The following is a 12,979-nucleotide window of genomic DNA, read 5'->3' on the forward strand; positions in this document are numbered from 1 at the left end:
GGCCGGACGCGGTGCGGACGTCGGCATGTGCCCCGCTCCCTAGGATGGTCGGACCTGAGCGGATCGCACGAGGGCGGGAGGACGCGCGGATGGAGACGGAGTCGACGGGCACGCCGACCGGGGAGACCCGGCTGGCCCTGGTGCGCCGGGCGCGGCGGATCGACCGGATCCTGGCCGAGACGTACCCGTACGCCGTCGCCGAGCTGGACTTCGAGACGCCGTTCGAGCTGCTCGTGGCCACGGTGCTGTCCGCCCAGACCACCGACGTGCGCGTCAACGCGGCCACGCCGGCGCTGTTCGCCCGCTTCCCGGATGCCCACGCGATGGCGGCGGCCACCGAGCCCGAGCTGCAGGAGCTCGTGCGCTCCACGGGGTTCTACCGGAACAAGGCCTCGGCGATCCTGCGGCTGTCCCAGGAGCTCGTGGCCCGGCACGACGGCGAGGTCCCCGCCCGTCTCGAGGACCTCGTGGCGCTGCCCGGGGTGGGGCGCAAGACCGCGTTCGTGGTGCTCGGCAACGCCTTCGGCCAGCCCGGGATCACGGTGGACACGCACGTCGGCCGGCTGGCCCGACGCCTGGGGTTCACGGACGAGACCGACCCGGTGAAGGTGGAGCACGCCGTGGGCGCCCTGTTCCCGCGCCGGGACTGGACGATGCTCTCCCACCGGCTGATCTTCCACGGCCGCCGCGTGTGCCACGCGCGCCGCCCGGCGTGCGGGGCGTGCCCGATCGCCCGCTGGTGCCCGTCCTACGGCGAGGGGGAGACCGACCCCGAGCGGGCGCGCGCCCTGCTCGCCTACGAGCTCAAGCCCGGCCGGGAGGAGCTGCTCGAGCTCCTGCGCGCGGGGCGGACGCGCCGCGAGCTGCGCGCGCTCGGCCACGGACTGGAGGCCTGACCGCCCGGCTGGTCCACCCGCTCAGCCCGCGGTGAGGCCCGCGAGGATCGCGTCGACGGCCCGGCGCGCGTGCACCCCCACGCCCGCGAGCGTGGCCGAGGCGGCCCCGCACCAGTCGTCGTAGCCGAGCAGGTGCAGCCCCGGCACGTCCACCGAGGCGGTCGGCAGCGCACGCTCCGTCGCCGGCGCCCCGGAGGGGCGGCGGGTCAGCTCGAGGCTCCGCAGGTGGCGCAGGTCCGCCCGGAAGCCCGTGCACCAGACGACGTCGTCCACCGGGTGCTCGGTGCCGCGCACCCGGGCCGCGGCGCGGCTGGCGGCGGGCCAGCCGTGGCTCGCGCCGGCGTCGTGGTCCCAGCGGACGCCGTCCGGCGTGAGCGCGGTGGGCGCGGGGACCGCGTGGAGCCCGGCCTCGTCGCGGGCGCGGATCACCGAGGGCACCATGACGATGTCCCCGAGGTCGCCCACGCGCGCCTCGGAGCGGCCCAGCACGCGCGCCGAGGCCCGATCGAAGAGCACCCGCCCGTCGACGTCGTCCGGCATGAACCGGGGCGGACGCCGGGTGGCCCACGTGGTGGCGACACCCGCCAGCAGCAGGTCCGCCGCGATCTGGGCGCCCGAGTTGCCGCCGCCCACCACGAGGACGCGCCGCCCGGTGAACGCGTCGGGGGAGCGGTACGCGGCGGAGTGCCGCTGCGTGCCGCCGAAGCGGTCGGCGCCCGGGAGGGCCGGCACGAACGGGCGGGTGAACGAGCCGGTCGCGGAGACCACCGCGCGGGCGCTCAGGGCCGAGCCGTCCTCGAGCCGCAGGGTGAACGGAGGGGACGCGGCGGCGTCGTGCATCACCGCCGCGACGCGCACGCCCCGGCGCACCGGCAGCCCGTAGCGGTCCTCGTAGTCGGCCAGGTACGCGACGACGTGCCCGGCGTCCGGGGTGCCGGGGCCGGGCGACGGCGGCATGGGTCGGCCCGGCAGGGAGGAGTGCTCGGCGGGGGAGAACAGGCGCAGGGAGTCCCAGTGGTGCGGCCACGCGCCGCCGGGCTGGGCGGACGCGTCGAGCAGGACGAACGACGGCGGCGGGCCCGGCCGGCGTCCGCGGTCGACGTCCCGCGCGGCCCGCGCCAGGAAGTAGCCGGCCGCCAGTCCGGCCTGGCCGGCGCCGATCACCGCGACGTCCACCGGATCCGGGGACGCGGTGGCCGCCGGGGGCGAGGTCAGGGGAGCCGTCATGCCCCGAGGCTACGACCGGCGGCTAGCGTGGGGGCCATGCCTGAGACCCCCGCGAGCCCCCGCCCGACCTCCCGCGACGCCGCCGGGACGTCTGAAGCGTCGCTGACGGGTGCGCGGGACCAGCTGGCGGACCTCGTGGCCCGGTGGGGCGCGGCCCCTGCGGACGCGCCGGGTCGCCACGACCCGGCTTCGCTCACCACCATCCCGCCCGAGGCTGTGCCGATGTGGGGCTTCGACTGGCCCCGGTCCGGCGATCCGCGCCCCTCCGCCGTGCTGATCCTGTTCGGCGCCCTCGACGACGTCCCCGCCCGTCACGACGCCGAGCGCGTGCACCCGCACGTGGACGTGCTGCTGACCCAGCGCGCTGCCACCCTGCGCCAGCACGCCGGGCAGATCGCGTTCCCCGGCGGTCGCGTCGACCCCGAGGACGCCGACGTCGTGGCCACGGCCCTGCGCGAGGCGCAGGAGGAGACCGGCTTGGACCCGGCCGGCGTGGAGGTCCTGGGCGTGCTGCCGGCGGTGCCGGTGGTGGTCTCCGGGCACGTGGTGCACCCGGTGCTCGGGTGGTGGCGGGACCCCAGTCGCGTGGCGGTGGTCGACCAGGCCGAGGCCGCGGCCGTGTTCCGGATGCCGGTCGCGGACCTGGTGGACCCCGCGAACCGGTGCCGCGTGGCCCGGCCCGGCGGCCGCCGCGGCGAGACGCCGGGCTTCCTCGTGGGCGAGCGCCTGGTGTGGGGGTTCACGGCGGCGCTGCTCGACCGCGTGCTGGCGCTGCTGGGCTGGGACGTGCCGTGGGACGACTCCCGCGTGCGCGACGCGCGGACCCACCGGATCCTGCGCGACTGACGGTTGCGCGCCGCCGTCCGCTCCTGCACAGGCGCCGGAGGGCGGGCCCGTGTCCCCAGCGGCGGGGCCGGGGGCGCGGGCACCCGGGCGGGACGGTGGACTGGACGGGCCGGCGGCCGCGGACCGCGGCGGCCGCCCCGACCCGCAGGAGGCCCGCCATGCGCCCGTTCGTCCCCGCCGCCCCGGCCCGCCCGCCCCGGGGCCGACGACGCCGCCCCGCCCCGCCCGAGGGCGGCCGGCGGTTCCCGTGGCCCCGCACCGGCCCGGCCGAGCCGGGACGCACGCAGGTCGCCGCGCCGCCGCTGGCCGCACCCGCAGCGGGCCCCGGCGGGCTGGACGCCGCCGTCGTGCGCCGGCGCGTGGCCGAGGCCCGTGCGTCGGCCGCCGACGGGGCGGAGCCGCCGCTGGCCCCGCTGATCGCCGAGGCCCTCGACGCGCCGATCGACGACCCGCGCGTGGCGGCGCTGGTCGATGAGCTCGACGGCTTCGGCCCGCTCGCACCCTGGGTGCGGACCCCGGGCGTGACCGACGTGCTCGTGGACGGCGCGGGCGCGGTGTGGACCGACGGGGACGAAGGCCTCGTCCGCCGCCCGGGTCGGCTCGACCCCGAGACCGCCCGGGCGCTCGCGGTGCGGCTGCTGCACCGGGCCGGCCGCCGCCTCGACGCGGCGGTGCCGCTGGCCGACGCCCGCGTGGGCGGCGTGCGCGTCCACGCGGTCCTGCCCCCGGTCAGTGGCGGCGGCACCCTGCTGAGCCTGCGGATCCCGGCCGCGACGACGCCGTCGCTGGCCGCGCTGGCCGACGGCTGGCCGGACGGCGCCCTCTGGGCCGACGCCCTCGAGGCGCTCGTGCGCGACCGTGCCACCGTCCTGGTCAGTGGCGCGACCGGGGCGGGCAAGACCACGCTGCTCTCCGCAGCCCTCGGCCGGGTGCCGGGGGACGAACGGATCGTCGTCGTGGAGGACACGGCCGAGGCCGCGCCCGATCACCCGCACGTGATCGCCCTGCAGTGCCGCGCCGCCAACGCGGAGGGCGCCGGCGAGGTCGGACTGGCCGAGCTCGTCCGCCACGCGTTGCGGATGCGGCCGGACCGGCTCGTGGTCGGCGAGTGCCGCGGCGCCGAGGTCGCCGACGTCCTCACCGCCCTGAACACGGGACACCAGGGCGCGTGGGGCACCCTGCACGCCAACGCCGCCGCCGAGGTGCCCGCCCGGCTGACGGCCATGGCCTCCCTGGCCGGCTGGCGGCCCGAGACGGTGGCCGCGCAGGCCCGCGCCGGCGTGGACGCCGTGCTGCACGTCGCCCGCGACGGCCACGGGCGGCATCCAGTCGAACTCGCCGTCCCGGACCCGCGCGCCGACGGGTTCGCCCTGCTGCCCGCCCTCACGTGGCGGCCCGGAACGGAGGCGGCGGGTGGGCGGACCGTCGAGGGACCCGGCGTGCCCGCGCTCGCGGCCCGGCTGGCGGGGCGGTGCGGCCGGTGAGCACGACGACGGCGGCCGGGCAGGCACGACGGTCGCGCGCTGGGCGTGCCGTGGCGCTGCTGCCCTGGCGGGCGGGGCGGGCGAGGCCGGAGGAGGAGACGGAGGTGCTTGTCGGCGTCCTGCGCCGCTGGGCCGCCCTCGTCTCGGCCGGCCTGACCGAGGAGCAGGCCTGGCGGGAGACCGCGTGCACCCTGCCCGCCTGCGGGTCGGACCCGGGCGAGGTGGGGACCGTGTGCTGTGCCCATCACCGTGTCCGACGCCGGGCCGAGGCGCTGGCCTGGGATGTGCCGGCGTCGCATGCGCCCACCGGGGAGGCGGCGACCGGCCGTGGCGGGACCCCGTCCTGGCGGACCCCCGCACGGGACCCGGGCTGGGCGCTGATCGATGCGGCGCTCGCGGCCGGGGCCCGGGCGGGCGCGGCTCCCGCAGCCGTGGCCCGGCGGCTGGCCCACAGTCTCGAGGCGGACGTGGACGCGGCCCGGGCCCGCCGCTCGGCCGCGGCGGGGCCGGGCGCGACGTCCCGACTGCTGCAGTGGCTGCCCCTGGGCGGCCTCGGCCTCGCGTGGCTGCTCGGCACCTCCCCGTGGGACCTGGTCCGCTCGCCCTTCGGCGCCGTGGTCGCCGCGGTGGGGCTGCTGTTCTGGCTGGCCGGGCGGTCCTGGACGCGCCTGCTGCTGCGTGCGGCCGCGCGCGAGCCGGCGGCGGTGGGCGCCGCCGTCGTGCTGGACGTGCTGGCGGCGCTGCTCAGCGCCGGCCGATCCCTGCCCGCCGCGCTGGACGACCTCGGCCGGACCCTGCCGGGCGCCCGCGGCCTGCGGGCCACGGCGGCGCTGCTGCTGTGGGGCCGGGACTGGGACGAGGCGTGGGCGGGCCTCGACACGGACCCGGTGTGGATCGAGACCGCCGCCCGACTGCGACCGCTGCATCGGTCCGGGATGGCCGGCGCCCGCACGCTGGCCGAGACCGCCGCCGCCGTCCGTCAGCAGACCCGACGGGCCGACGAACGGGCGGCCGAGGAGCTCGCCGTGCGCCTGGTGATGCCGCTGGGGCTGTGCCTGCTGCCCGCCTTCGTGTGCTGGGGCGTGGTGCCCGTCGTCATGGCCCTGCTCAGGGCGGGACCGGGCTGAGGCGGCGGCGACGCCGGGGCGTCCGGTCCTGCACAGGGCCCCGATCGCCCCGGCCCATCCCCGGATCCGCGCCGCCCTCGGCGCGCGGGCCCCGGAGCGGGCCAGCCTGGGACCAGCGGCCCGGCCGGGCCGTCATCACCGCCCCGCACCGCGGGGCCCACTCCAGGAGGACCACCATGACCCACCGCTCCCACACCGCCCAGCCCGCCGTCACCCGCCCGAGCGACCGCGACCGCCTCGCCCGCGTCGTCGACGCCGCGGGCGAGGAGACCGGCGCGATCACGGCCGAGTACGGCATCCTCACGCTCGCCGCCGTGGGCTTCGCGGGCGTGCTGGCCGTCGTGCTCACCAGCCCGGACGTGCAGTCGCTGCTCGTGGACCTCGTCTCCGGGGCGCTCCAGCGTGACTGAGCACCCGACCTCCGCCCCGCCGTCCGCGCGCCGCACGGGCGCCCGGACGGCGGGGTGGTCCCGGGGCGGCGAGACCGGGGCCGTCACCGCCGAGTACGCGGTGCTGCTGCCCGTGATCGCGTTCGTGCTCGTGTCCGTCCTGCTGGCCGGCGCAGCCGCGGTGCAGCAGGTGCGGGGTCAGGACGCGGCGGCGTCGGCCGCCCGCATCCTCGCCCGGGGCGATGACGAGGCGGCGGCCCGGGACGCCGTGGCACGCATGGCCGGCGACGATGCCTCGCTCTCGCACACCATCGAGGGCGGCTGGGTGACCGTCGAGGTCGTCCAGCCCGGTCCCGGGCCGCTCGCCTGGGCCGAGGCCCTCACCCTCACCGCGCACGCCGCCGCCCCCGACCAGCGGCCCGGAACGCCCGCCGCTTCGCCGGAGGACCGGTCATGACCCGCGGGAGGGCGCCCGCGCGGGGCGAACGCGGCTCGGGCACCGTGTCCGTCCTGGGCACCGCCGCCCTGGGGGCGGGGCTGCTGCTGGCGGTCGCGGCGCTGGGGCAGGCCTCGGTCACCGGCGCCCGGGCGGCCGGGGCCGCCGATCTGGCGGCGCTCGCCGCCTCCGACGCCCGGCGCGGGCTCTCCGACCACGAGCCGTGCGCGCTGGCCGGGCGGACCGCCGAACGCAACGGGGCCGCCGTCGTGGCGTGCGAGGTGCGCGAGGACGGGACCGTGCGCGTCGCGGTCGAGCTCACCCGCGCCCCGCTGCCGGCGGCCACGGCCGACGCCGTCGCGGGCCCGCCGCGGTCTCAGGCCCCGGGCGCCGCGTCCGCGGACCCGCCGGAGGCACCGCCGCCCGAGCCGTCGGTCGAGGCGTCCGCCGGGACGAGGTGATCGGCGTGCTCCATCAGGAACCGCAGGACGGTCAGCGCGCCGGCCTTGTCCAGCGGGCTGTTGCGGTTGCCGCACTTGGGGGACTGCACGCAGGACGGGCAGCCCTCCGCGCACTCGCACGCCGCGATGGCCCCCGCCGTCGCCTCGACCCAGCGCCGCGCCTGCTCGAAGCCGCGTTCGGCGAAGCCCGCCCCGCCGGGCCGGCCGTCGTAGACGAACACGGCGGGGGAGCCGGTGTCCGGGTGCAGGACCATCGAGACGCCGCCGATGTCCCAGCGGTCGTTCGAGGCGACGAGCGGCATCATGCCGATCATCGCGTGCTCGGCCGCGTGCAGGGCGCCGGGCAGGCGATCCGTGGTCAGTCCCGCGGCGATGAGCTCGTCCGAGGCTGCCTGGAACCACACCGCGGAGGTGAACAGGTCCCGTGCCGGCAGGTCGAGGGGCTCCTCGCCGAGCACCTCCCCGGAGACCAGGGCCTTGCGCTGGAAGGACACCACCTGGGTGCGGACCTGCACGTCCCCGAGGCACCAGCGCAGGGTGCCCGCGCGCGCGTCCAGGCGGCGGTGCACCGCCACGATCTCGATCTCCGTGACGTCCCGGGCCTGCGTGGTGAAGTCCGGCCAGGCGCGCGTGACGACCACCGCGTGCGCGTCCTCGTCCAGCTCCTCCACGAGGTACGTGCGGTCCTGGTGCACGTACACCGCGCCGGGATGCGCCTGGTAGTGGGTCTGGGGCGAGTCCATCCTGCCCAGCAGGGCGCCGGACTCGGCGTCGATGATGTCCATGGGACCGCCCCCGTCGTCCCGCAGGGAGACCATGCCGGCGGCGTGCTCGGGGTGCGTCCAGAACCAGCCGGCCGGCCGACGGCGCAGCAGCCCCTGCTCGACCAGCACGTCCAGCAGGGCGCGCACCCGCTCCGGCTCCCCGAACCAGCCGAACGCCTCGGGCGTGATCGGCAGCTCCGCGGCGGCCGCGCACAGCTGCGGGCCGAGCAGGTGCGGGTTCTCCGGGTCCACCACGGTGTCCTCCACGCCCAGGTCGAACACGGCCTCCGGGTGGTCCACCACGAACGTGTCCAGGGGGTCGTCCGAGGCCACGAAGAACGCGAGCGCATCCTGGCCGCCGCGCCCGGCGCGGCCGATCTGCTGGAAGAACGACGCGCGGGTGCCCGGCCAGCCGGCCACCACCACGGCGTCCAGCCCCGCGACGTCGATGCCCATCTCCAGCGCCGGCGTCGAGGCCATGCCCAGCAGCCGACCCGAGCGCAGGTCCGCCTCCAGCTCCCGCCGCTCCTCGGGCAGGTAGCCCGAGCGGTAGGCCGCGATCCGCGTGCCGAGCCCCGGCTCGACCTCCTCGAGCTGCCGCTTGGCCGCGCTGGCGATGGCCTCAGCCCCTCGCCGCGAGCGGATGAACGCCAGCGTGCGCACCTGCTGCAGGGCCAGGTCCGTGACCAGGTCGGCGGCGGCGGCCATCGCCGAGCGGCGGACGGGCGCGCCGTTCTCGCCCCGGCGGTCTGTCAGCTCCGGCTCCCAGAACGCCACCGTGACCGCCCCGTGCGGGGACGCGTCCTCGGTGACGGCCGTGGCCGGCGCCCCGATCAGTCGGGCGAAGTGCCCGGCCGGATCCGCCGACGTCGCCGACGCCCCGATGAACACGGTCTCCGGACGGTCCCCGCGGTAGTGGGTGGCGATGCGCCGCAGCCGACGCAGCAGGATCCCCACCTGCGAGCCGAAGACGCCCCGGTACGTGTGCGACTCGTCCACCACCACGAACGCCAGATTCCGGAAGAACGCGGCCCACCGCTCGTGGTGCGGCAGGATCCCCACGTGGAGCATGTCCGGGTTGGTCATGAGCACGGTGGCATGCTCGCGGGCCCAGATCCGGTCCTGCGGTGCGGTGTCGCCGTCGTAGGGGGCCGCGCGCAGCCCAGGGGCGCCGTCCCGCTCGAGGGCGCGCCAGGAGGTCAGCTGGTCCGCCGCGAGGGCCTTGGTGGGGGCGAGGTAGAGCGCGGTGGCCCGGGGGTCGGCGGCCAGCCGGGTGCCGACCGCCAGTTGGTAGCCCAGCGACTTGCCCGACGCCGTGCCCGTGGCGAGCACGGTGTGCGTCCCCGCGCCGGCCAGGGCCGCGGCGCGCACCTGGTGCAGCCACGGCCGCTCGACGCCGCGCGCCGCGAACGCCCCGACCAGGCCCTCCGGAGCGTCCGCGGGCCAGTCCGTGTGCCGGGCCTGCCGTGCGGGCAGCTCGGTGACGTGGCGGATCTGCTCGGGCAGCCCGGTCCGGCCCAGCGCCGCACGGAGTCCGGCCCCCGCCGGGGTGTCCGGGCGCAGGTCGCCGGGTGCCGTGACGGACAGCCCGGCCACGACGTCGGCCACCACCTCACCGACGGGCTGCGGCTCCGGTCCGGAGAAGTCCGGGTCAGCGTCGTCGACGGGCGGCGCGGCGTCCGCCGCGCCGGGCGTCCCCCAGCCGCCCGCGGGATCCGCCCAGGGATCGTGCTCCGGGAGGTGGCCGGTCACGCCCCCATGGTGCCGGTGTGCTCGGCGGTGGGGTTGTCCTCGACCAGGCCGCGACCCCAGATGGACACGGGGCCGAGGTCGGTCCAGGCCAGGTGGCGGTACAGCTTCTGGCCGTCCGGGGAGGCGACGAGCAGGCCGCGGCTGATCTCGCCCTCGCTCATGACCTCGGAGGTGAGGTAGCGCATCACGAGGGAGCCGAGGCCGCGGCGACGGTGGTTCGGGGACGTCCAGATCCGGTCGTAGACGGCGGTGCCGTCCGCCTCGGTGACCCAGCCGAGGGCGGCGAGCTCCTCCTCGCCCTCGGGCGCGGTCGAGGCGCCGACGGCCAGGATGCGCAGGCGACGACTGCCCTCCATCGGCTGGTCCACGCGGGCCTCATAGCCCTCGGGCAGCAGCGGGGGCTCCACGTCCTGCAGCTCGGGGTCCATGTCCATGGTCATGAAGCGCTCCGGCTCGGCCTGGGCCTTCAGACCCATGGCCTTCGGGTCCTCGCCGGCGTCGCCGAACACTGTGAGCAGGATCTGCTCCTGGTCCCGCACCGCCTCGCGCAGGTCCTCCAGCTCCGCGCGGGAGGGGTTCACCACCACGTGCTCCCACGTGGCCGGCACGTCCACCGTGGCGCGACCGGAGCCGCCGGGGATCATGTGGGCGGGGCGGGGGGTGCGCAGGGCCGCGCGTCGCCCCGCCTCCTGGCTCGTGCGGTAGCCGCGCGATCGCGACCAGGCCGCGAACCAGATGTCGACCAGTGCCGGATCCAGATGCTCAGTCATGTCTGAATGGTAAGGCGTGTGGCCGGTGCGGGCCAGGCCCCGCCCGTCCCTCACGGCCGTCACGTCCGGGGCCGCGCACTAGCCTGGACCTCGATGAGCACCGCCGCCCTCTCCCGCATCGCGCTGTACTACCGGTTCACCCCGCTCGCCGACCCCGAGGCGGTGCGGCTGTGGCAGCGCGCGCTCGCGGCGTCCCTCGGCCTGACCGGCCGGATCATCGTGTCGCCGCAGGGGATCAACGGGACCGTCGGCGGACCGGTCGACGCGGTCAAGCGCTACGTGCGCGGCACGCGGGAGCATCCGGCGTTCCGGGACCTCGAGGTGAAGTGGTCGGACGGCTCGGCGGCGGACTTCCCCCGCCTCTCCGTCAAGCTCAAGCCCGAGCTCGTCGCGTTCGGGGCCCCCGAGCGCGTCACCGTGGACGCGGGCGGCGTCGTCGGCACGGGGGAGCGGCTCACGCCCGCCCAGGTGGACGCGCTCGTCGCCGAGCGCGCCGGCACCGCCAACCCCGTGCGCTTCCTCGACGGCCGCAACACGGTCGAGGCGGCCATCGGCCGCTTCGACGGGGCCGTGGTCCCGGACGCGCACACCACCCGCGACCTGCTCGCCGCCGTCGACTCCGGGGCCCTGGACCACCTCAAGGACGCGCCGCTGATCACCTACTGCACGGGCGGCGTGCGCTGCGAGGTCCTCTCCGCCCTGCTCAAGGACCGCGGCTTCGCCGAGGTCTACCAGCTCGACGGCGGCATCGTCCGCTACGGCGAGGCCCGCGGCGACGCCGGACTGTGGCGGGGCGAGCTGGCCGTGTTCGACCGGCGCCTGTCCACCCGCTCCACCGCCGACGCCGAGACCATCGGCCGGTGCGTCACGTGCCAGGCCCCGACCTCGGCGCTGCGCAACTGCGCCGACCCGGCCTGCACCACGCTCGAGGTCCGCTGCGCGGCCTGCGCCGTCGACGCCCCCGAGCACCGCTGTCCCGTCTGCGCCCACCGCCCCCACCCCGCCGAGAGGACCGAGGCTTGAGTCCCGTCCCGACACCCCCGTCGCCCCCCGCCCCGCGGCTGACCCCGGCCACGGCCGTGGCCCTCGCCGCGGACCTGGCGGCCCTGCCGTTCACCACCGCCGCCGTCGAGGGTCTGCTCGGGCCCGTGGCCACGCGCGCCCTGGACCGCGAGCACGCCGAGGCCGCCCGCCGCGTCGTCGCCGGTCACCTGGCGGGCCCCGGCCGGCACGACGACGCAGCCGGCCCCGGCGACCGGTACGGCACGCGGGGCCTCGCCGCCGCCGTCGGGGCCTGGCTGCTCGGCGACCCCGTCCCCGCCGCCGACCTCGACGCCGCGCTGCCCCGCCTCGGCCTGGCCGGGGCCGTGGCGGCCGGGCTCGTCGTCGAGGGGCCGGACGGGCGCGTGCGCGGCGCGGTGGACCTCTCGCCGTACGAGGCGGACGAGCCGGGCCGGATGTGGATCGCCTCGGACCTGACGGCCCTGCAGCGGCGCGGCCCGCTGCCTCCCGAGCACGTGCTCGGCGTCGGCCGGGCCTCCCTCACGCTCGCCGGCGCCACGCAGCGCCGTCCCGTGGCCCGCGCCCTCGACGTGGGGGTGGGCTGCGGGATCCAGACCCTGCACCTGCTCGCCCACGCCGACCATGTCACCGCCACGGACCTGTCCGAGCGGGCCCTGGCATTCACCCGGTTCAACCTGCTGCTCAACGCGGACGTGCTCGGCCTCGACCGGGACCGGCTCGAGGACCGGGTCCGGCTGGCGGCCGGCGATCTGCTGGCGCCGGTGACGGGGGAGCGGTTCGACCTCGTGGTCTCGAACCCGCCGTTCGTGATCACCCCGCGCACGGACCCGGACGCGCCCGTGCTGACCTACCGCGACGGCGGCCGCGAAGGCGACCGGATCGTCGCGGAGCTGATCGCGGCCCTGCCGGACGTGCTCGCCGAGGGCGGCACCGCGCAGCTGCTCGCCAACTGGGAGATCCCGGCGGGGGACACCGCCGACGCCGACACCGCACCGTGGGACGCGCGCCCGCGCTCGTGGGTGGCGCCGGGGATGCAGGCCTGGTTCCTCCAGCGCGACCGGCAGGACCCCGCGGGCTACGCGGAGACGTGGCTGCAGGACTCCTCGCTCGAGCTCGACCCGCCCGCCTACGAGACCGCCTACCGCGGCTACCTGGACGACTTCGCCGCGCGCGGGGTCGCGGGCGTGGGCTTCGGCCACGTGTGGCTGCGCCGGCCCGCCGCGGACGGCTCCCAGGGCCGGGGGTGGGTGGTTGCCGAGGAGCTGACCCAGCCGGTCGACGAGGCCCTCGGTGCCGCGTGGGCCGCCGCCGTCGCCCGCCGGGACCGGCTCGCCGCGGGCGCCGGGGTGGGGGACGCCGTCGGGGACCCGGCGCTGGCCGTGCTGCGCGGCCTGCACCTGCGCGTGGCCGCGGACGTCACGGAGGAGCGCCACCAGCGGTTCGGGGCGGAGCACCCCGAGGTGATCCTGGCCCGGCAGGGCTCCGGGTTCCGGCGCGTGGCGCGCCTGGACACCGCGACGGCGGGCGTGCTGTCCGCCTCCGACGGTGAGCTGTCCGTGGGGCAGCTGGTGGGCGCGGTCGCCGCGCTGCTGGAGCTGGACGACGTCGGGCGGGCCGGCCTGCTGGCCGCGCTGCGGGAGCTGTACGAGGACGGGTTCCTGGTGGAGGGCTGACGATCGGGCGGTGGCGGGCGCGGGGACGCCGGGCGTTATCGTGGGCACCGCGCCCCCTACGATGTGGGGACGTCCGCCCGACGCCGGCGTGCACCGCGCACCGGCCCGGAACCACCGCCTTCCCCGTCCGA

Annotated in this window: 12 protein-coding genes; 9 read left to right on the forward strand and 3 right to left on the reverse strand. The window is 77.9% G+C overall.

Features of this window, described 5'->3' with window-relative positions:
- Positions 1-89 precede the first annotated feature (89 nt).
- Entirely contained in the window at positions 90-896 is an 807-nt protein-coding gene (nth, locus tag ACTSKS_RS07600; protein ID WP_061867655.1) for an endonuclease III, read from the forward strand.
- Positions 897-917: 21 nt separating this feature from the next.
- Here the strand turns inward: nth and ACTSKS_RS07605 are convergent, their stop codons facing one another.
- On the reverse strand, positions 918-2,123 hold the full coding sequence (locus tag ACTSKS_RS07605; RefSeq protein ID WP_442927423.1) for an NAD(P)-binding domain-containing protein: 1,206 nt from the start codon (positions 2,121-2,123) through the stop codon (positions 918-920).
- A gap of 36 nt (positions 2,124-2,159) precedes the next feature.
- Here ACTSKS_RS07605 and ACTSKS_RS07610 point away from each other — a divergent pair, with 36 nt between their 5' ends.
- From ACTSKS_RS07610 to ACTSKS_RS07635, 6 genes are all read left to right on the forward strand, one after another.
- The gene (locus ACTSKS_RS07610; protein WP_098470748.1) at positions 2,160-2,969 is read left to right on the forward strand and encodes an NUDIX hydrolase; all 810 of its coding nucleotides are present in this window, start codon (positions 2,160-2,162) and stop codon (positions 2,967-2,969) included.
- 158 nt (positions 2,970-3,127) lie between these two features.
- Positions 3,128-4,453, forward strand: a complete 1,326-nt coding sequence (locus tag ACTSKS_RS07615) for a CpaF family protein (protein ID WP_442927424.1) — start codon at positions 3,128-3,130, stop codon at positions 4,451-4,453.
- A gap of 104 nt (positions 4,454-4,557) precedes the next feature.
- A complete protein-coding gene (locus ACTSKS_RS07620; protein ID WP_442927425.1) occupies positions 4,558-5,580 on the forward strand; it encodes a type II secretion system F family protein in 1,023 nt (340 codons plus the stop codon).
- A 176-nt stretch (positions 5,581-5,756) separates the two neighbouring features.
- On the forward strand, positions 5,757-5,990 hold the full coding sequence (locus ACTSKS_RS07625; RefSeq protein ID WP_010080291.1) for a DUF4244 domain-containing protein: 234 nt from the start codon (positions 5,757-5,759) through the stop codon (positions 5,988-5,990).
- Complete coding sequence (locus tag ACTSKS_RS07630; RefSeq protein WP_435035535.1) at positions 5,983-6,426, forward strand: TadE family type IV pilus minor pilin; 444 nt, start codon at positions 5,983-5,985, stop codon at positions 6,424-6,426. Before ACTSKS_RS07625 ends, ACTSKS_RS07630 begins: the two co-directional genes overlap by 8 nt.
- Positions 6,423-6,866, forward strand: a complete 444-nt coding sequence (locus tag ACTSKS_RS07635; RefSeq protein ID WP_095694900.1) for an Rv3654c family TadE-like protein — start codon at positions 6,423-6,425, stop codon at positions 6,864-6,866. Before ACTSKS_RS07630 ends, ACTSKS_RS07635 begins: the two co-directional genes overlap by 4 nt.
- Here the strand turns inward: ACTSKS_RS07635 and ACTSKS_RS07640 are convergent.
- Positions 6,782-9,382, reverse strand: a complete 2,601-nt coding sequence (locus tag ACTSKS_RS07640; RefSeq protein WP_442927426.1) for a DEAD/DEAH box helicase — start codon at positions 9,380-9,382, stop codon at positions 6,782-6,784. The genes ACTSKS_RS07635 and ACTSKS_RS07640 overlap by 85 nt on opposite strands.
- On the reverse strand, positions 9,379-10,152 hold the full coding sequence (locus tag ACTSKS_RS07645) for a GNAT family N-acetyltransferase (RefSeq protein ID WP_442927427.1): 774 nt from the start codon (positions 10,150-10,152) through the stop codon (positions 9,379-9,381). The genes ACTSKS_RS07640 and ACTSKS_RS07645 overlap by 4 nt, the downstream gene beginning before the upstream one ends.
- Before the next feature lie 93 nt (positions 10,153-10,245).
- On the opposite strand from ACTSKS_RS07645, the gene trhO reads away from it, so the two are divergent.
- Together trhO and ACTSKS_RS07655 are read left to right on the forward strand one after the other, a co-directional pair.
- Entirely contained in the window at positions 10,246-11,175 is a 930-nt protein-coding gene (gene trhO / locus ACTSKS_RS07650) for an oxygen-dependent tRNA uridine(34) hydroxylase TrhO (protein ID WP_406895758.1), read from the forward strand.
- Positions 11,172-12,848 (forward strand): DUF7059 domain-containing protein, encoded by a 1,677-nt coding sequence (locus ACTSKS_RS07655; protein WP_442927428.1) that lies wholly within the window; start codon positions 11,172-11,174, stop codon positions 12,846-12,848. Before trhO ends, ACTSKS_RS07655 begins: the two co-directional genes overlap by 4 nt.
- The last annotated feature ends 131 nt before the right edge of the window (positions 12,849-12,979 follow it).

The organism is Micrococcus sp. TCR-5 (assembly GCF_052220525.1).
GTDB lineage: Bacteria > Actinomycetota > Actinomycetes > Actinomycetales > Micrococcaceae > Micrococcus > Micrococcus luteus.